Annotated in this window: 19 protein-coding genes; all 19 read right to left on the bottom strand. The window is 58.3% G+C overall.

The genetic code is table 11. The annotated features are described in order from the left end of the window. A partial coding sequence (locus O0882_RS23355) for a phage tail length tape measure family protein (protein ID WP_289951925.1) occupies positions 1-3,120 on the bottom strand: 3,120 nt, incomplete at its 3' end. Between the two features lie 45 nt (positions 3,121-3,165). Beyond that, positions 3,166-3,414 (bottom strand): DUF1799 domain-containing protein, encoded by a 249-nt coding sequence (locus tag O0882_RS23350; RefSeq protein ID WP_289951923.1) that lies wholly within the window; start codon positions 3,412-3,414, stop codon positions 3,166-3,168. Between the two features lie 62 nt (positions 3,415-3,476). Further along, the gene (locus tag O0882_RS23345) at positions 3,477-3,794 is read right to left on the bottom strand and encodes a phage tail assembly chaperone (RefSeq protein WP_289951920.1); all 318 of its coding nucleotides are present in this window, start codon (positions 3,792-3,794) and stop codon (positions 3,477-3,479) included. A gap of 98 nt (positions 3,795-3,892) precedes the next feature. After that, positions 3,893-4,540, bottom strand: coding sequence for a phage tail protein (locus O0882_RS23340; protein WP_289951918.1), 648 nt, complete (start codon positions 4,538-4,540; stop codon positions 3,893-3,895). 85 nt (positions 4,541-4,625) lie between these two features. Next, positions 4,626-4,976: a DUF3168 domain-containing protein gene (locus tag O0882_RS23335; RefSeq protein WP_289951916.1), complete on the bottom strand. Its 351-nt coding sequence runs from the start codon at positions 4,974-4,976 to the stop codon at positions 4,626-4,628. Then, positions 4,973-5,374, bottom strand: coding sequence for a hypothetical protein (locus O0882_RS23330; protein WP_289951914.1), 402 nt, complete (start codon positions 5,372-5,374; stop codon positions 4,973-4,975). Before O0882_RS23330 ends, O0882_RS23335 begins: the two co-directional genes overlap by 4 nt. Next, entirely contained in the window at positions 5,375-5,710 is a 336-nt protein-coding gene (locus tag O0882_RS23325; RefSeq protein ID WP_289951912.1) for a phage head closure protein, read from the bottom strand. After that, positions 5,707-6,264, bottom strand: coding sequence for a hypothetical protein (locus O0882_RS23320; RefSeq protein ID WP_289951910.1), 558 nt, complete (start codon positions 6,262-6,264; stop codon positions 5,707-5,709). Before O0882_RS23320 ends, O0882_RS23325 begins: the two co-directional genes overlap by 4 nt. Next, positions 6,261-6,719, bottom strand: a complete 459-nt coding sequence (locus O0882_RS23315; protein WP_289951908.1) for a hypothetical protein — start codon at positions 6,717-6,719, stop codon at positions 6,261-6,263. Before O0882_RS23315 ends, O0882_RS23320 begins: the two co-directional genes overlap by 4 nt. A gap of 48 nt (positions 6,720-6,767) precedes the next feature. Beyond that, a complete protein-coding gene (locus O0882_RS23310; protein WP_289951906.1) occupies positions 6,768-7,988 on the bottom strand; it encodes a phage major capsid protein in 1,221 nt (406 codons plus the stop codon). 72 nt (positions 7,989-8,060) lie between these two features. Beyond that, entirely contained in the window at positions 8,061-8,756 is a 696-nt protein-coding gene (locus tag O0882_RS23305; RefSeq protein ID WP_289951904.1) for a head maturation protease, ClpP-related, read from the bottom strand. Beyond that, positions 8,728-10,038 carry a phage portal protein gene (locus tag O0882_RS23300; protein WP_289951902.1) on the bottom strand — a complete coding sequence of 437 codons (1,311 nt, stop codon included), beginning with the start codon at positions 10,036-10,038 and terminating at the stop codon, positions 8,728-8,730. The genes O0882_RS23305 and O0882_RS23300 overlap by 29 nt, the downstream gene beginning before the upstream one ends. Positions 10,039-10,052: 14 nt before the next feature. Further along, complete coding sequence (locus O0882_RS23295) at positions 10,053-11,789, bottom strand: terminase TerL endonuclease subunit (RefSeq protein WP_289951899.1); 1,737 nt, start codon at positions 11,787-11,789, stop codon at positions 10,053-10,055. 2 nt (positions 11,790-11,791) lie between these two features. After that, entirely contained in the window at positions 11,792-12,358 is a 567-nt protein-coding gene (locus O0882_RS23290) for a phage terminase small subunit P27 family (RefSeq protein WP_289951897.1), read from the bottom strand. 169 nt (positions 12,359-12,527) lie between these two features. Beyond that, positions 12,528-12,953 carry an HNH endonuclease gene (locus O0882_RS23285; RefSeq protein WP_289951894.1) on the bottom strand — a complete coding sequence of 142 codons (426 nt, stop codon included), beginning with the start codon at positions 12,951-12,953 and terminating at the stop codon, positions 12,528-12,530. Positions 12,954-13,268: 315 nt separating this feature from the next. Beyond that, entirely contained in the window at positions 13,269-13,916 is a 648-nt protein-coding gene (locus tag O0882_RS23280) for a hypothetical protein (protein WP_289951892.1), read from the bottom strand. A gap of 598 nt (positions 13,917-14,514) precedes the next feature. Further along, a complete protein-coding gene (locus O0882_RS23275; RefSeq protein ID WP_289951890.1) occupies positions 14,515-17,370 on the bottom strand; it encodes a DUF5906 domain-containing protein in 2,856 nt (951 codons plus the stop codon). After that, a complete protein-coding gene (locus O0882_RS23270) occupies positions 17,363-17,809 on the bottom strand; it encodes a hypothetical protein (RefSeq protein ID WP_289951887.1) in 447 nt (148 codons plus the stop codon). The genes O0882_RS23275 and O0882_RS23270 overlap by 8 nt, the downstream gene beginning before the upstream one ends. Further along, complete coding sequence (locus O0882_RS23265) at positions 17,806-18,270, bottom strand: YmfL family putative regulatory protein (RefSeq protein WP_289951886.1); 465 nt, start codon at positions 18,268-18,270, stop codon at positions 17,806-17,808. Before O0882_RS23265 ends, O0882_RS23270 begins: the two co-directional genes overlap by 4 nt. Positions 18,271-18,313 lie beyond the last annotated feature (43 nt).

Genomic DNA, 18,313 nt, shown 5'->3' with positions numbered 1-18,313 from the left:
GCCAAGGCCTCCGATCAAGCCACCCAGCGCACCGCCAATGGCCGCGCCGATAGGGCCGCCCATGAAAGCACCAGCGACGGCGCCGATGCCAGTACCGACATTCACCGTAGAGTTGCTGCCGTATTGACCAGAGATCAGTTTTCCGCCCAACACCCCTGCGGCGATGCCGGCAGCGGCTGTAACCGCCGCGCCAGCGACAGCACCAGAAGTCAGCGCGGTGCCCGTTCCAGCCATGCCTGCCGATCCATAGGCTGCAGACGCTGCGGCCGCCTGCGCGCCCGTCATCCCCATGCCGGCCCCGAAAGCGGATACGGCGGAGGAACCGAAAAGATTACCCAGAGTAGCAATGCTGCCGCCGATGCCGGCAGCCACACCGGCGAATCCCTGCGTGGCAATGGTGTAGGCAGTTTTGGCGCTTTGTGCCAGGCTAGCAATGCCACCCAAGCCTCCGCCAGCCGCGCCGCCGCTCAGGCCCAGGCCATCGGCCGAGGCCAGACCGGCCACCCCGCCCCCAGATACCGACGCGCCGATGTTCAGGATCCACTTCTTGATCGTCATCTGATACAGCAGGTCGAGCAGACCATTTTTCAGGGTATCGCGCAGGCGATCAAAGGCGCTCTTGCCCGAATCGAAGATGCTCACGAATGTATCGTGCGCTGTGCGATCCAGGCTCTCCAACATCGCCTTATTCGCCTCAAAGTCCGTTGACTTTTGCGCACCTTCGCGCTGCGCTGCGGTAAGATTGCGAATCTCGGCCGCCTGGGCACGCAGCAGGTCCGCTTCCTTTTCGCGTCCAAGAATGGTATCCAGAATGGCCGCATCCACCTCCTTGCGCGTAGCAATCTCTTCCTGCTGAATCGCGTTAAATTCCGCTATTTGCTTTTTGCTTTTGCCGATCAAGCTATTCGCAGTTGTTTGCTCGATCACTTGCTTCCTGATCGCCGTCACGTCAGCATCACGCTTATCCACCAAGTCGGCGTAATCACTTGCCGCAGCACGGGTTGCTTTTACATCCAACACAAACTGCTCATTCGTGGCGGCACGGCGACGGCTGGCGATTTGTGCATCGATCAATGCAGCCTGTCCGCGCAGCGCAGCCTGTTCTTTTTCGCTGTTGGCCTTGCCCTTGGTCAGGGAAAGCTCTTCCAACAATTGGGATTTGCGCCGGCTGAAATCTTTAATATCCAGATCGGCAACTGCCTGCGAAAATTTGATCTGCGCATCAAGGCTAGTCGCCAGCCCAGCATCGCGGTTCGCCACAAGGGTCGCCATCGAACGCTCAGACACCACTTCCTCGATAGCTCCGCGCCGCCTGATCGCCTCGATTTGTGTATCGATGCCGCCGTTGAACAGATCAGCGTACTTTTTCTGAATTTCAAGCGCGCGCTCGCCCAGTTGCTCTTCGGAGGCACCGGCCTCCAAACCCCGGTTGCGGCTGGCCTCAAGTTCCTTTTCCATCTGCTGGCGGCGGGTCAGGTATTTATCACCCTCCTTTGCCCAGTCAATGAAGCTATCCTGCAACTGCCGATCAATCGCCTGTAACTGAGCATTTGACGCAATTGCATCCTTTTGCTCTTTCAGGAACGCGACCCGCTTTTCTGCGGCGATTAAGTCGGCCTTGCCATCCGCACCAGCACCAACGAACGTAAACCGCCGCTGCCTGGCCAGCTTGAGTGCCGCCTCGGCATCCTTCAATTTCTCGTCGAGCGTATCCTCCCGCCCGATGTTCAGCATGTAGTCCCAGGCTGTCTTGGCGCCGCTACCCAGCGACGACCACGCCCTTTCCAAGTAGCCCAGTGATTCCGTGACGCTCTTAGAACGACTTTCCATCATATCGGCATAGGCGTTCTGAGCCACTTTGGCGGCCTCAGTCGTCTTACCTTGATCCACCAGTGCATTAATCTGGCTGTAGGTCGAAGCAGTCAGGAAACGGTACTTCTCATTTAATGACTCAAGCGCGTCAAGAGGTGCCTTACCCAGCTCCGAAAAATCCTTCGCCAAATCAATGGCGCTAATGCTCAACGCCTTCTGGGCGCGTACCGAAACAGTTGCAAAGCGCTCCAGGTTCTCGGCAGCTACCTCTCCGGTTGCCGCAAGCGCGGCCAGCGATTCTGCGGCAGCACCCTGGGTTCCTACACTTTTACTGATGTTGCGAGCCATATCGGCGAGTTGGCCGGAAGATGTTCCCGCTGCGTTTCCAGTCATGATCACCGCAGTGCGATATGCAGTGGCTTCCTTGCTCCCCTGGTAATACGCGAGTGCAACGCTTGCCAGCGCCGCCACGCTAAGCGCCACGCCAGCGATCATGCCCAGGCTCACCTGACGTACGCCGCCCAATGCAATGCGTGTATTGGCCACAGCCTCCGCCGTCGTGTTAGCCTCACCGGCTAAGTCGCTTAAGCCAGCCCCGACCTGTTCAATACCCGCGCTCGCGGCTTCCTGCTCTTTCGCCACATCGGCGAGGGCGCCGCCCACGTCAGCAATGCCGGCAGCCGCTGACGCTGCGCCGGCCGACGACGAGAAAAAGGACGCCACTTCATTACCTAGAATCTTGACAGTGTTCGAGACGCCACCAAACGCGTCTTTGATCTGACCACCTTGCTGGATCAGCACCAACAGAGGATTTTGTCCACCTGCCAAACTGGTGAAAATATCGGTCAACTGCGCTGGCATCTGGCGCAGCGCGGCCGTGGTTTGCGCTGACGAAATACCGAATTCCTTCATGACTGGATCAGTCGAGCGCAAGGCGTTTTCAGCCAGCTTTTGCTTGGTCGCGACGGAGTCAAGTTGCGCTAGGTAGGGTTTCAGGACGTCAACATTGACACCACGCTGGCTGGCCAACGTCTCGTAATACTTTGCACTCGACTTCGACCCTGACTCCAGCGTCGCGATGGTGCGCTGGATCGATCCGATCATGTTCCTGGTGGCCGACTCCACTTTCTTGGACGACGCATCGCCAGCGCTGCCGATATCGCCAAACCCCTTACCAGCCTTGCCGCTGAGATTGTCGAGTGACTTTCCAGTGCGCGTGCCGGCGGCGCCGATTTTGGCGAAGCCGGATTCAGCGGCCGTAGAGTCAACGCCTACTGCGATGGTTGCGCTACCAATGATTTCTGACATGATCGTCCAATAAAAAGGCCACCTCCAGGGTGGCGTTGCGATGCATTATTTCGGTGCGTGTATGCAGGCCAGGGCCGCCTCTTCCATGATCTGGATTTGCAGCTCCAGCTCCGCATAATCTTCAGCAGCCAGGTTCAAACGATCCATCTTGTTGAATAGAACGCCATAGTCCAAGCCCGTGGGGCCTTGCATCGATGTGCGCCATTGCGTGGACAAGAAGCCGAACAGGTGAAACGCCTGGACGTTCTCTGGCCAGACATCAATGGGACCCGTCGCCACGTCATCGAGCGTCATACCAAACGCGGCCAACTCCTTTTCATCCGGGCCTCGCTCGTAAAGCGCCGTGGCGACGGCCTTTAGTTTTTTGCGCGGGCGCCCGACAATTCCCGCATGTACGTCTCGATGATTGCGCGCGCAGAACCGATATAGTTTTCAGCCATCTTTTCGATGTTCTCAGCATCGAATGGCTCCTCCAGCTCCCAGCCGCTGGCGATATCCTTGATGACATCAATGTCCTCTCGATCAGGCAGGCCATCGATAAAATCGCGGAACTGTTCCTTGCTGCGGTGTTTGAAGGTGAACTCGACGTTCACACTTTTACCGCCTGGAACTGCAATGGAAACATCTGCTTTAAAGGTCGGTACAGCGGTCAGGTTAAATTTTGGCTTTGCCATTTTCTTCTCTCAAATGTAAAAAGACCCGACAAGGTGCGACCAAGCGGGCTGAAAACCCACCTGGTAAGGTGGGCAAGGGAAACGGTTCGGCGTAGTAGTTACGCCGCGTAGCGCACTGGTGGCGTCTTCAGCGAAAACGTCGCTGTCACAGCCATTACTTCATTCTTGGTGAACGTCGGCGTCTCGTTCAGCGAGACAATCGCGTTGTAAAGAATCAACGAGCCGCTGGGCAAGGCAGCAATCAAGGCACGAGGCGTGCGGGATTCGGAAGCCGCCTTGACAGCGATGTATCCTGGCAATGCAGGGTCGTCCGCAATTTTCAGTGCAAGCGACTGCGCGCTGGCCTGCGTGGGCAGCTGACTGGAAAAATCGTCTTCGAGGAATGACACTTCAGTAAAGCCCATTTCTCCGCCGCTGGAGGTGTTTTCCAACACCTGGGTAATTTGCTCCTGCGTTTCAATCTCACGCACCGTGACACGCCCGCCACCGGGACGGAAGATGCTGGTTTTCGTGGTATCGGTGCCTTCCAGCGCAAAAGTGCCGGCCGCCGAAGCGCTGACGCGGAAAATACGGTTGTTCAACTTGGACCAGCTCGACGTTACCTCCACGAGGTCACCGTCCTGAAGGCCATGTGCGAGAGCCGAGCAGACGGCGGGCTTGGCATTGCTAATCGCCGTAACGACGATAGGGGCGCCATACGACAGCCCCAGCGAAAACGTGCTGCCATTTGGCAGTGATACAGCCATGATATTTCCTTTCAATGGACGAAAAAAAACCGCATATAGCGGCGGGGAGTGCCCAAGAAGGGCTGAGTAAAGAGGTAGAGGCGAGTTAGAGCCAGATCGAATAGTCCTGGCGGGCACCGCGCAGCTTCGTCACATCGTCGCATGTGGAAACTGGCGCGCCCTGTACGGCAACCTGCAAACCAACAGCACCTCGCAATGCCAGTTCCACCAGCTCGATCAGGTTGGACGCCTCGATGCGCGCCTCTGCCCAGACGCAGACTTGCATCAAGCTGTTGCGCTTTGATGGGATCGTAGGATCAAGGAAATTAAGCGCCACGCCGCCCACCTGCTGATAAACAATGTAAGGGCGCGGGCTGCCGGCCGGTGCCATGTCAGGATAAACACGGCCATCAACGAGCGCCCGCAGCACTTGGAATACCTCGGTCTCTATTGTCATGGGCGCCCCTTGGTCTCCGTAAGTCGCTCGGCCATGCGGTCATTGCCGGCAATAATTGCATCACCTGCAAGTGCCATGGCCGGCCGCAAGAACGGGAATGCAGGGGAACGCGAATTGCCGAACTCGATCTGATAGCCGTGCGGTGCTCGCTTCTTGTTCCAGCTGACATGATAGGTTTTCAGGGTCGCACTGGAATCGTCTTCCGCATAAACACGGTAGATGGCGCTCAGCAGCAGACCACTTTTGCGGTTTCGTTCGGCGTTGCCACGCGCGCCCTGGTAAATAACGGTGGCCATAGCGGCGGCGCCAGCGAATGCCACCTCACTCTGCACCCGCTCGCTGTAGGCCTTGACCTTCTCGGCCAGCCCGCTCAAGGCCGATGCATCGATGGTAAGCATTTATAAGGTTCCTTTCGAGCACATAAGTGCTAGCGTCCTGCCGTCCTGGCCAAGCACTGCTTCGATGTTGTAGACAAGGCTGCCGTGCAGAATGCGCATTTTCGCCTCGATGCCGGCGCGATAGCGAATCGTGATGGTCGACACCACCTGGTTTTGCGTGGCGCCAGCGGCCGCGAACTCGCGCCCGTTGATGTCGCGAATCCCGGCCCACACCTTGCCGTCGCCATCCAGCATCAAGTTGACCCAGCCGGCCGGCAACGGCTGGCCAGCAGCATCCTGGCCGGCCGCCTGCACCTGAATGGTCACGCGCTTGTCCAGGCGCAGCGCCAGGCTCATATGCGGCTCCGGCATGCATCCAACAGGCGCGCGATGAAGGGCGAAGGTGCCGTTTCCTTCTCGGCGCGCGTGTTGGGATCGAACTGATCGACAAGCTTGGCTAACAGGTAGAGCCGCACATTGGCAGGCACCTTATCAGGAACGTCCCCATAGCCACACGCCACCGTCACCACCACCGCACTAGGGTCAGCAGATACCGCAGGCCATGCGGTGCCACGCGCTGGCACTAGACTCGACGCGTATCGCCCTGGCACCAGTTGGTATCCCTCGGGTGCCAGCTGCTGCGCCACACCCTCCTGATCGATGTAGGCGACAAACTCGACTTCCAGCACCGGATGAGGCAACGGGATCGAGGCCGGGAAGGAATCGAGGCGTACTTCCCAGGTCTGGCGCATCAGGCATTGGCCGATCTCATGCTCGGCAGCCGCCGTGATACCTTCCAGCCAGAGGGTCAGGAACTGATCCATGTCCGTGCCATCGATGCGCATGTTGGCGCGCGCCTGCTCGATGGGGACGGCCAGCGAACTCGGCGGGATGATGCAGATTTGGGTCATTGCCGGCTCAGCGATTCAGCGTACTCGACCGCAGCCGGGTCGGTATCGACAACAGTCGCGAGGGCTTCGGTCATATCGACATCGATCTCGACTACGTCGTTCGGGGCACCGAATTCGCAGTCAACGAGGACACGGGCCTTAATAAGAACCGTCTCAGGCTGTGCAGCCGTCTCAGGCGGCGCGGCCGTCTCAGGCTGTGCGGCCGTCTCAGGCTGTGCGACCGTCTCAGGCTGTGCAGCCGTCTCAGGCGGCGCGGCCGTCTCAGGCTGTGCGGCCGTCTCAGGCTGTGCGACCGTCTCAGGCTGTGCAGCCGTCTCAGGCTGTGCAGCCGTCTCAGGCTGTGCGACCGTCTCAGGCTGTGCAGCCGTCTCAGGCGGCGCGGCCGTCTCAGGCTGTGCAGTCGGACCTGGCTGTGCGACCACAGGGTCTTGACCAACAAATTTTGTTTTTGCCATGATATTTCCCTATCAAGTAAAAAAGGCGGGCCGAAACCCGCCAACAAATTAGGCCGCGGACTGCTGGTACAGCTTGATGCCGTTCAGATCCAGCAAATTGCCGCCTGCACGCGCCCACGCCAGAAAGCCAACTTGCCCCTTGCTGGTATAGATCGAGTCTTCGAAACGGAACAGCAACATTTCCAGTACATCGCGGATCATGTACTTCGAGAAGTCGCCGAAGCCGATGGTTTTGGCGTTCGCCGCTGGCTGCGCCATGTCGTTGTTGATCACGACATCGGAGCCGAGAAGTTGCGCCGGCGTGCCAGTCTTGATACCCGCTTCGTACGACTCGGCCCAGATAGGGCGACCCGAGCTATCCTTGAGCTTGCGGACGCCTTTGCGGGTCTGCTGGTGCATCATGAAACGGCAGGTACCGGTGTCTTGATATGCCTGGTCAATCGATTCCTGCAGGTCAATCAGATCATCCACGGTAACAGTGGCAGTCTGGCCGCTGGCGCCGATCTTGCCCACACCGGCCACCGAGGCGAATCCGAACGGCTGACCAACGCCCGAGCCGGTGCTAAAGCCCTTGTTCATGGTGCGCCCAATACGATCATTGATGCGCTTGGTGACCATCGCGATGATGTCGATGGAACTATCTTGCAGCAACTCCATCGGAATGGTGATAATTTTCGAGCTGGCCTTGAACGCGCCCAGGCCAACGGTGCCAAACGTGGGATCAGCGCTGGATGCCTGGGTATTTTCTGGCACCCATTCGCCCTCTTCCGACGTGCCGTCCGAGGTTGGGTAGCTCAATGGATTGCCCTGCGAGGTGGTGATACTACTGGCGACGCCGCGCATGCCGCCGAACGATTTCAGGGCGTCGATCAATTGTTTGGCAACATCCGACTGCACTGTGTAGCCGCCCTGGCTGCCCGTGCCAGTCGACATGGTATTACGAATTTCCGTCACTTCTTCGCGCGTCATGTTCTGCGGCCCTTCGCGCAGCAGTTTGGCGAACAGTTCGCGCGACTTGTTGTTTTCCACACGGGCGGCCGGGTTGGTACGGAACTGCTCAACATCGCGGTTGTGGTCTTCGATTTCCATCTGCATGACCCGCTCGGTCGCAGTGATCTCACTCTCCAGTGCCTCGATCTGGTCGGCGCGCGCATCGAAGGCAACCTGGTCATCCTTGGTCCAGGCCCGGTCGCCCTTGTTCGCCAGCTGGTTGCGGGCTTCTTTTGCGAGCGACTGACGCTGCTCGCGCAATGCTTGAATCGATTTCATTGGTTCATTTCCTTATGATGGGCGTAAAAAAAGCCGCTCAAGAGCGGCCGGTATCAGGATTGCGCGAGCGCGTTATCCGATTTCGTGCAGACGCAACCGGTTCATGTTGCGCTGGCGGGTAGCCTCCCACTGCAAGGCATCCGCGCCCGCATCTTCGACTTGCGGCGCGTTGTTATATGCCGAGAGGTTCCACTTGTTTTCCACTTTGGCGACCTCGCTGATGGAGTCGACAAAACCATTCGCAACAGCTTCCTCGGCCGTGAACCAGGTCTCGGCCTGCATCCATGCGATGATTTCGTCGTTGGACTTGCCTGTCTTCTTGGCATAATCGGCCACGATGGAGTCATCGATCTTGCCGAGCAGCGCAGCCGTCTGGGTCAGGTCGCCCTTGTTACCGTAGGCCATGGTCCAGGCTTCGTGGATCATGTAGAAGCTGCCGGCCGCGATAGTCACCGTGGCGCAGGCGGCAGTCACGTAGGTGGCGGCACTAGCCGCCAAGCCTTCGATTACCGCATGCACATTGCCGTGCTGAGCAATCGCCGCCGCCATGGCCCGCCCGTCGAACACGTCACCGCCTGGCGAATTGACGCGCAGCGTCACCTTTTTCCCGTTCAGGCCGGCGAGCGCCTTGTTGAACTCTGCAGCACCAACACCCCAGTAAGGATCGATGACCTCATACAGGAACAGAGTGGCATCCTCGCCTTCAGCGCGAATCTTGGCCGGCTCACGCCCAGCATTGTTACGAATCAGTTGCACCAGTTTTTTCATCATCATCCTTGATTGAGGGTTCAGAGGCGGCGAGCGCCAAGTTGTCTGGCCGGAACAGAACATCGCCACCAGGTACAGGAGGCAAGTTTTTGACGCGGCGCACTTCGTTGATCGTCATCCAGCCTGGCCCCTGCGAGCCACCGACACACTGACGCAAATAGTCGCCTTCAGCCTTAGAGTCACCGGCCATTAGCGATTCCATCTTGTGTTCCACAAACGGCGAGGCACGGCGGAACAGCTTGCGGTTAAGTTCCTGTCGGGCAATGTCCAGATGGGCCTGCATGGAGAATTTGATAAAGCCCAGGGTTTGCGCCTGTACTCCCGAACCCCACGAACTTGTGGACTCCTGGGCGCCAATCATGTGTGCCGGCACGCCGAATGCACGGGCGATATCGACAATTTGAAACTTGCGTGACTCCAGCAGCTGCGCGTCGACGGACGTCATGCTCATCTCTTTGAGGTCGACACCATTTGGCAGCACCATCGGCGTGCCGGCGTTACGGGCACCTGCGTACTTCTTCAGATATTCCGCGCGAAGTAACTCGATTTGCTCCGGGTCCAGCTTGGCCTGTGCCTTGAGCACATGCTTCGGTGCCGCGCCATTTGCAAAGAAGCTTCCAGAGAAGGTATCGGCAGCCAGCGAGATCCCGATGGACTGGAAGGCGCCCCACTGGATGGCGGACATGCTGCGGATACCGTTAAAGCCAAACCCGGTAAAGTGCAACATGTCATCCTGATGCACTGCGTAAACGCTGCCATCGTCCCTTGTAACGCTATACACCAGGTAGTCGCCGACCTTGCGACCAAAAACCGCGTCCGGGTGAAGTGGGCGTAGAGAACGGATGCCGGCGCCGGCGCGAACGATCTCCACATAGCCATCGCCGCGCATCATGCGGCTTTGCATGACCCAACTCCACATCGCCGCAGCAGTCCAATTGCCGATCGGTTCCTCGTTTAGCAGCCACCACAAATCCGGCTGAATGCTCTCTCGCTTACCGTCCGACTCACGATAAATCGACACTGGAATCGATGCCAAGGTTCCGGCTAGGAGGCGCACCGCTGCGAAAACCGCTGACACGCGCATCGATGAGTCAGGTGTAACGGCAAACCCACTGGTCGACTCGGCACCGCCCAGCACGGCGATAATCTGCGGGTCGCTCGACCTGGTCACCGTGACGGAGTTTTCAACATCTACCCCCCCAGGTTCGATCCGCTCCACCACTGCCGTACTTGGCGCGCCACCCGCCCACATGGCTGCGAGCGCTCGTATTGGATTAATCATTATGCTCAGCCGCCTTACAGGGAAATAATTTGTACAGTTTCGTCAGGGTGAAGGATCATTGCCCGGTTCAGGCACATGATCAGCGCCACAACGCCATCGATCTTGTTTTCCAGCCGTTCCTTGTTCGGGAATATGTTTTCCTTCGCGTCGCGGTGGCAGACTGTATTGCTGACCATCCAGGTCAACACGGGGTCACCGTCATGGTGAAAGCGGCCTTCCAGTACCAGCGCCTCCAGCCACTTCATCGGCTCGCTAAAATTCTTCACGGTTGCACCCACCTCGATCATAGGCAGGCTGGCAGCGACCATTCGCTGGCTGAACTGGGTCGCTTGAAACGGGTCGTAGGGAGCGTCGGTCAGCGTGAACATTTCGTGGTCAGCCAACAGGTCGTCTTCGATGACGCCAAAGTCGGTAACGTTGCCTGGCGTCGAAACGATATGACCAGCGCTTGCCCAGCCTTTGTACTGGGAGTTCGTGCCAGCCTCGATGGCCGCCTCGTTCAACCAGTAGGTGCCAAATGCGTAGTAATGCTGCACGCCATCGATCTCGCGCCAGAACAGCTTCATCTTGGCCGCGATGTCCACCTTGCTGGCCAAGTCATGCGACGCGATTACTTCCTGGCCAATGAACTGGCTGATCTTCATTTCAGGGTCGTAGCATGCCTCCCACGCCCTCATGTCCATCCAGGCGCTATCGGCGTTGACCCATATGTTGACGCGCTTGGTCAGGAACTCGTTCTGGGCGCTCATCATCTTTTGTGCTTTGCTGCAGGCGGCGCGCATGTCGCCCAGCTTGACCGATACACCCAGGTTAGGATTAGCCTTGCGCCAAACCGTTTCGTCTGCCCAGTCGTCTCCTTCGTCCAGAGTAAAGATGATGCAAAACACCGTATCGTCGACGGCCACTTCGCCGGCCACCTTGTATCCCATGCCGTCATGAGCATGCAAAGTGGTATTCAAGATCATGCACGCATAGCTGCGCTGCTCGTAGCAGACCCCCGCACGGTCGCTACCCGCCGTGGTGATCGCAAACCCGAGCGGCTGGGAACGCGCCCCAGTGGATGAATCGACCACGTCGTACAGGCCGCGATCCTTCTGCGCATGCAGCTCGTCGGCAATAAATCCGTGCGTATTGAGACCGTCGAGCGAGTCGAAACCACGCGCCAGCGGCTCGAATTTACTATTGGTCTCGGTGTTGTAGATCGATGACTTGTTGGCCTGCAGGCCCAGCTGGCCAAAGTCAGGCTCACGCTGCATCATCGCAGCGGCAGTCGACCAGACAATCTTTGCCTGCTCCTTCTTCGTGGCGAAACTGTAGACCTGGGCGCCGGACTCATCGTCCGCCGCCACCAGATACAGCGCGATGCCTGCCGCCATGGTCGACTTCGCATTCTTTCGGGCCACCTCCTCATATGCCCGCCGGAAACGGCGCAGGCCCGTGATCTTGTCCAGCCAGCCGAACAGGTTGACCAGGATGAATACCTGCCAGTCTTCCAGCCTGATCTTCTGGTAGGTTTTCACCTGCCCCACCCATATCGGCTTTCCCCACTCCCCCTCGACGTGCGGTAATAGCTCGATAAATTCGCAGATCCGGGTACCTTCAGCATGGTCTAGCCGATAGGGCCAGTCTGTTTCCTGCCTATCCAGGTCATCCAGGTAGCGCTGGCACGCCGCTTTTTCCCACTTACCGGCAACTACATCTCCCTCGACCACGGACTTTGCATACCGCAGTGCGCGTTCGATGAAGTCCATAGTTACCTTTTACTGAAGTTCCCCAGGCTCTTCACGTTCGGTGGTGCATTGGGGTCTATCGGCGGCGTGTCCGCGCCAACGATTGGCACCGGGTCGGCACCCACAATAGTTGGAGCGAACAGCGACAGCTGGGTCGTGGCCGGCGCCAGGTTGACTCGCGACGACGGGGTCAAACCGAAATCGCTGCAGAGCTTGTGGTACAACTCGATTGCACGATTGCTGGCCATCAGCGCAATCGAGTGAACCGTGTTGCCATTGGAAGTGACCGTGCTGAAGCCGCCACTTCCTGGGATATCCTTCGCCGCCGCAGCGATCATGTCCTCGGCTTCGACATAGCGGCCCCACTGTGTGCACAGCATCGCAAGCGCGCCACGGTCCATAGCCGAAACCATCTGATAAGCAGCCAGCTCGGCGCACACCCGCACCCATTCCTTTTTTGCCTCACCCTTCAAATGGCGTGGACAATCCGGCGCTTCAGCGACGGGGCGAAATTCGTTCTTGTTGACCGGGCGCCGTCCTGCATTTCCATCGATGGCGCGCAGGGCACTCGGTTTTGCTTTACGTCCCATATACCCCCCCCCCTCCTAAAATAACGCGCTTGCGAAAATTCGACTATATGGCCGGTCTTTGACGTTTTCGGGTTTGACTTTTTGATGCCCCCGGGTAACATTTCTTGGGTGAAATATGTTGCCTTTACGCAACAACATCGATGTAATTCGATGCACCATTGAAACATTTCTAATTAGTAACATTTTTCCACCGTCCGAACGCACCGTCCTCGGTCGCGGTCTTGATGTCATGGTGGGTCTTGCACAGCGGCTGCCAGTTGCCTTCGCTGTCCCAAAACAGGGCCCTGGCTTTGACAATGGCCGCTGCATCACCACTATCCATCGCGGCCTTCAGCTTGTGGTTGATGATGTGGTCGACCACCGAAGCCGCAACGACGCGGCCCTCGTTCATGCAATGCTGGCAAAGCGGATGCTTGGCCAGGTAACCTGCACGCGCCTTTACCCACGCAGATGTGTATCCACGCTCGTGCGCCGTGCCGCGTGCTGCTGCGTCCATCACTTGCATCTGCTTCTTGTGCTTGTCGCAGCGACCTGGTGCTGCGATCAAAACCCCGCAACCGGCATGACGGCAAATACTCTTCGCTGAACTGGCCATGGAATCACCTAGAAATGCCTTGGCAGCGATGATGTGCAGACGTCTGCACAAAACGCCCCACAAGAAACGCAGCCGCCTTGTGGTTGATGCGTGCGCCCTGGGGCACTATCATCAACACAAATAAAAAAGCCCACCGAAGTGGGCAAGCACCAGAAACGAATGTATCCCCCGCTATGGAGCGGATCGAGATAGATCACCTCTTTCGCTGTTGAAAAATCGTATCGCTAAACGCAAAAAAGCCCGCTTGTGCGGGCTTTAGGCGTTACTGCTGCGAGAATGACCGAAATATACACCCGCTGTAACAGCCGCGTCAAGCTATTGCAAAAACTCCTCAACCACGCCATCAGCAACAAAGCTTGGAGCGAGGCGGTTCAATGCCATCTCCTCAAGCTCCCGCACATGCCCGTGCATCTTCGTCGATGCCCGCTGATAAGTCATGTGGCTTGCACCAAATGACTTGGCCAGGTCACGCACCGTGATATCCAGCTGCTTATGGTTGGCGAACAATCGCCCCAGCATGCAGTCGACTGCATGCGGGTTCAGCCCAGGAAACATTGGCCGGAACCAATCCGCCAATCCCTTAATGGCCTCGATGCGTTCAACCGAGAAAGCAAAGCGGCGATGACCATCAATATCCTCGAAATCCGTCTGCCCGTACTTTGCCTGCAGCACCCACATTTCCGTTTTCGGCAGCCGATGCTTTACCGCCTGCAGCACCAGGGCGCACTGGGCGCGCACCTCGTTGCCATCCAGGCCGCCGAAGTTAATTGTTCCCGACGCCGTGCCGCGCAGCTGCTCCAGCCAGCAACGCTGACGTCCGCTCAACTGCACCGACTCCATCGCCTTGATCAGTGCCGCCCGCAACGGCGCATCCTGCTTTGCCTCCTGGGCCATGATCAGAAACGACACATGCACCGCCTGGCCCACATTTTCAAATACAGCTTCTTCCGCTTTCACTTCCATCGCCTAGCCCCTTTTCTCATTTTCAATCGCCTGCTGATCCAATGCTGCCTGCCATGCCACTTGCCCACTCCGTGATTCATACTCCACTGCCACCACATGCCGGCCTATCCTCACGCTCCGATAAACCGGGGTACCAACTTCATGACCGCCTTCCATTGCATGAAACCCCTGTTGCCCTCGCATGCCTCGTCGTATCGCACTGTCGACCGCCTCAGTCCCAAACACCTCGCGCATCTTGTCGATCCAGGCCGCTGTTACCGGCATCGCTTCGCGCATTCTTGCTTTCCCGCTCATCGCCTCGACCTCCACGTACTACTTTTTGATCGGAACCACTACAATTCTTAAACCCGTCATACCCATCACATACCCATCACATCGCTAACCCGCATGGATACTGACTTGTGATGGGTATGAGTACTGTTATTACTTCTTTCTACTTTCTGACAAAAAAAATACAGCGAACCATCGACATTCAAACGGCCTTGCCCATCAATGCGCGCATGTGTGCGTGCGCGAGAACCCGTAATACCCTTCATACCCATCACATTCCTGCATCCATGCGGGTTTGCGATATGATGGCTTTGTGCGATGTGATGACTTAACCCTCAACATCGGCCGCATCAACCCCGCTGCGACTCCGGTATGCCCTCAAGCTTTTCTCGAACAGGCCCGATGCATCTGCCGCCCACTCTGCAAGCGTCTTGCCCTCTGGCTTCTTCCCGGCTAAAAACACGTTGCGTTGCTTGACCACCGATCCCAGCTCATACTTGATCAGGTGCTTTTCCAGCGCCTCGCCGGCGTACCGCAGCACGGTGGGCGAAAAGATGGTCTGCGAGATGTACTTCGATTCACCGCTCTTGTCGCACCAGACCTTGTAGGCGTCGTATAGCTGGGTAGCGCCGCACGTGATGAAGGGCAGCGGCAGGAAACCCCGGCTCCAGTCACGGTAGAAGCGCTCGGCTGGCGTCAGGCTTTTCTCGATCAGGTCGTCCTTGGCGTCGGTGTAGATCGGCTTGGTGTGCTCGTCAAAGTCGCCCATATCCAGTTCGTGCATGAGATAGTGGTAGTACGCCTCGATGCCGCCATTGGCGATCTCTTCGGCCACCTGGACATAGAACTCGCGCGACAATGCCGGCGGCGTCCAGATCACCAGGTAGCGCCGGTCTGTCTTGTCGAGGGCCAGCGGCTGCAGCTCATTCGACAGGAACACGAAGTTCATATGGTTGGCCTCGCCATGCTCAGGCAGGCCCTTCGGGTTGATGATGATCATGTCGCCCGACACCAGGTACTTGAGCTTGCCCTTCATGTGCTTGAGTTCCGAGCGCGTCACTACCTCGTCCGCCACCATGAAGAGCTTCATCGATGCCCAGTCGTTGAACTGGCTCTCCAGCTGCGCATTGCCGATCACATAGCCGTACTCGCCGTAGATTTTCTTGATGACTTTCTCGAAGAAGAAGTTCTTACCGCTACCCTCGTCACCGTGCATGATGATCGACGTCTCCATCTTGGCGCCGCGATTGCGCAACGGGTAAGCCAGCCAGCGCTCGACCCACTCGACCAGGGCATCGTTGCCGTCGCACAGGTGAGCGATCAGGGTCTGGATGCGCAGGCAGCTGCCGCGTCGCGGCTGCATCTTCCACCCATTGAACAGGTTGACCGTGGCCGTGGCGCCGCTCGATGCCGGCGACGGCGTATCCTGCGGGTCGAAAACGATATTCTTCTTCAGTACCCAGCGCCGAGCTTCGCCGCCCCAAAACTTCATGACATCGTTATTGGCCACAATCGTGCGCATGCTCGATATCTTCATCAGCATGCGTTGCGACACATCCCACACCAGGTCTTCGCCATACACCAGCACGAAGTTTTTCAACACGTACTCCACCTGGTTCCAGTGGTCCGCGCCGTACACCTTCTTCGGTTTATCTTTCGCCTGCTTGCCTTCGCCCCCCGCCCCCGGCGCGGAAGCGGAGCCGTCCGCATCTGGAGGCTCAGGCAGCGATCCATCCGCATGCCCTGCCTCCAACGCTGCAGCAAGGCGCGCATCGCTATCGTCCGCCTCTGCGTCGACAGCGCTCCTGCGGGCTGGCTGCTCCGCACCAGGGGGTGGGGGGGATTCATCGGTAACACCCTCAGCAAACAAGACCCCGAGGTCGAGCACTGGCGCGGGTACGCCAGCATCCGAAAGGCCTGAATCTGGCTGCTGCGCAGCAGGGGGAACGGGGGAAGCACCTATGGCTGCGAGAGCAGCTGCAGGCGAAACCATTGGATTGGCCGCTGACGCGGCAGGAGGAACGGGAACAGCAGATTTGGGCTGCTTCGCAGCAAGGATGGCAACCCCAAGTTGCGCCGCCACCGTCTCCAGCCCTTCCTCGATCTGCAGGTCGTTGAAGTCCGACAGCTTGCGCCCCGCCCTGTCGGCGAACACCGGCATGATCATCGAAGTGCGGTCCATCTTCCGGCACAACGCCGAGCAGCTGGCCACGCCGGCATTCTTGAACGTGTAGCGCTGTTGCCGGCGGCCGGTGCGCACATCCGCCTCGATGTACCGCACGCCGGCCGCGTCGGTGCGCCACCAGGCAGTGACTTCCACGTCCGCACCATCGTCGGCCAACACGACATGCGAGTTGCCGTCGATCAGAACAGCGGCCAGCACCTGATAGTCCTCGAGCAAGCGCTCGATGAAACGCTCGACTAACTGGTCATCATCGTCAGTAAGAAACAGCAGATGCGCGTACGGGAACGTCTCGCGCAAAGCGGTAGCCACGGACGCCAAAGAACCGGCGTCAAAAGCCACGGCCACAGGCAGGTCGGCGCTGGCCAGCGCTGCAGCCGCACGCGCACTCGCACATGTGGCGTAACCCTCGCCAACGGCGATGACAGTTGCATCAAGCGGCTGTCCAAGCATGTGGTACGCGCCAGGCTTGTCCATGCCGGCGTTGTAGCGCTTCTCGCCCGCTTGGTCGATCTTCTGCAGACCAACCAGCTGCCCGGCACGCTGCAGCGGTATCAGCAATGATCCGGCGCGGTCGACGCGTACGCCCTCGCCCGCGATCTGCTTGCGGTCCAGGTACGGATGTTGCACAGCGATGCCAGCGGCTTTCATCCACTGATCGCGCGCACGGTTGGCGGCCAGCTGCGCTTCGCGCTGCTTCTTCTCGGCCTCACGCTGTTCGTTCTCGCGCAGCTTGGTCGCAAACTCCGCGCGCTCGTCATCCGTCATCGCCTCGGCATCGACTGTGACAGGTACTGTATTGCGGTTGTCGCCCTGGTGGAAACCGAAAGCTCCGGTGACGACCCTGCGGCCGGTCTTGAGAACCAGTTCGCGCAGAATGTACCAGCCCTTTTTCTTTGGTCCAAAGCGGTGAAACTTGCCATCTAAAACGGGGTGATTGGGTGGGAGTTGCGGCATGTCATATACCGCCATTTGAGCAATAACCTGGGCAACATCACTCACTGACAATTGCTCCCATCACACCAGGCATAGCCACGCCGTGCGGCACGCGTTGACTACCCATACGGGAAGGGATAGTTGCATAGTCAAACGAGCCAGGACGGGCCAGTGGCGCGCGCACCATGTTCGCGGGAGACAAAGGGAGTTTCTTGCCAACATAGCGAGGCCCTGCAACCTGGCCTGCCGGCGCCACCTTGGCTTGAGTCGAGCGGCCAACAAAATCCCAGCCCTTCTGCGTCACCACAAAATCGCTTGCCTCGCGGCGCACCACGTGACAACGCATCAGCGAATTGATGATTTCACGCTCAAACGTGGTAATCGGGCGCGTCCAGGTAATGGCATTCATCCAGCCATGCAAGCCAGCGCGGCCGCCCAGCTGGACCAGCTTGCGAAAGGCGAGATCAGGGCGCGTTCCGGCGCGCGGACCAAAGTGGCCAGTCATTCAGCACCGTCCTTGCCTTCGGATGGGCAATAAACCGCGAGCGTCAAGGACAGCAGCTCAGCTACTGCACGGTGCATTGCATCTGCCACCGCCTCCAGCTTCGCGCGCTCAAGCGAATCGATCAAATCATCTGCAGTAGCTTTTTCAAAAACGTCCGCATACGTGCCAATCGCAACATAGACCTTGCGAAATTTCTTGGCCAGCATTTCATTACTGTCGGACATTTGGGTCGGCAATGTGACGAACGTCCCGCCGCTCGATGCAGCGACCGCCTCGGCGAACAATGTGGTTCCAGAGAACGCCTGTAACTGCAGAGCGGTATCAACCAGTACACCTTGCCCCCTACGCTCGTAAACTCGGTTTTGCAATGCATCAAAGCTCATGCCAAGAGCGCCACACATTGCGTCCCAACCGCCAGGGAAAGCCTTGATCATGCCAAGGTACGATTTTTTGATTTTCACAACATATCCTTCTTCTTGGTGGTTGTTCTCATCACGCGGTCAA

The organism is Janthinobacterium sp. SUN073, from assembly GCF_030397665.1.
Taxonomy (GTDB): domain Bacteria; phylum Pseudomonadota; class Gammaproteobacteria; order Burkholderiales; family Burkholderiaceae_D; genus Janthinobacterium.
Note: the sequence above shows the minus strand (reverse complement) of the source record. Positions and strands in the feature narration are given on the sequence as shown.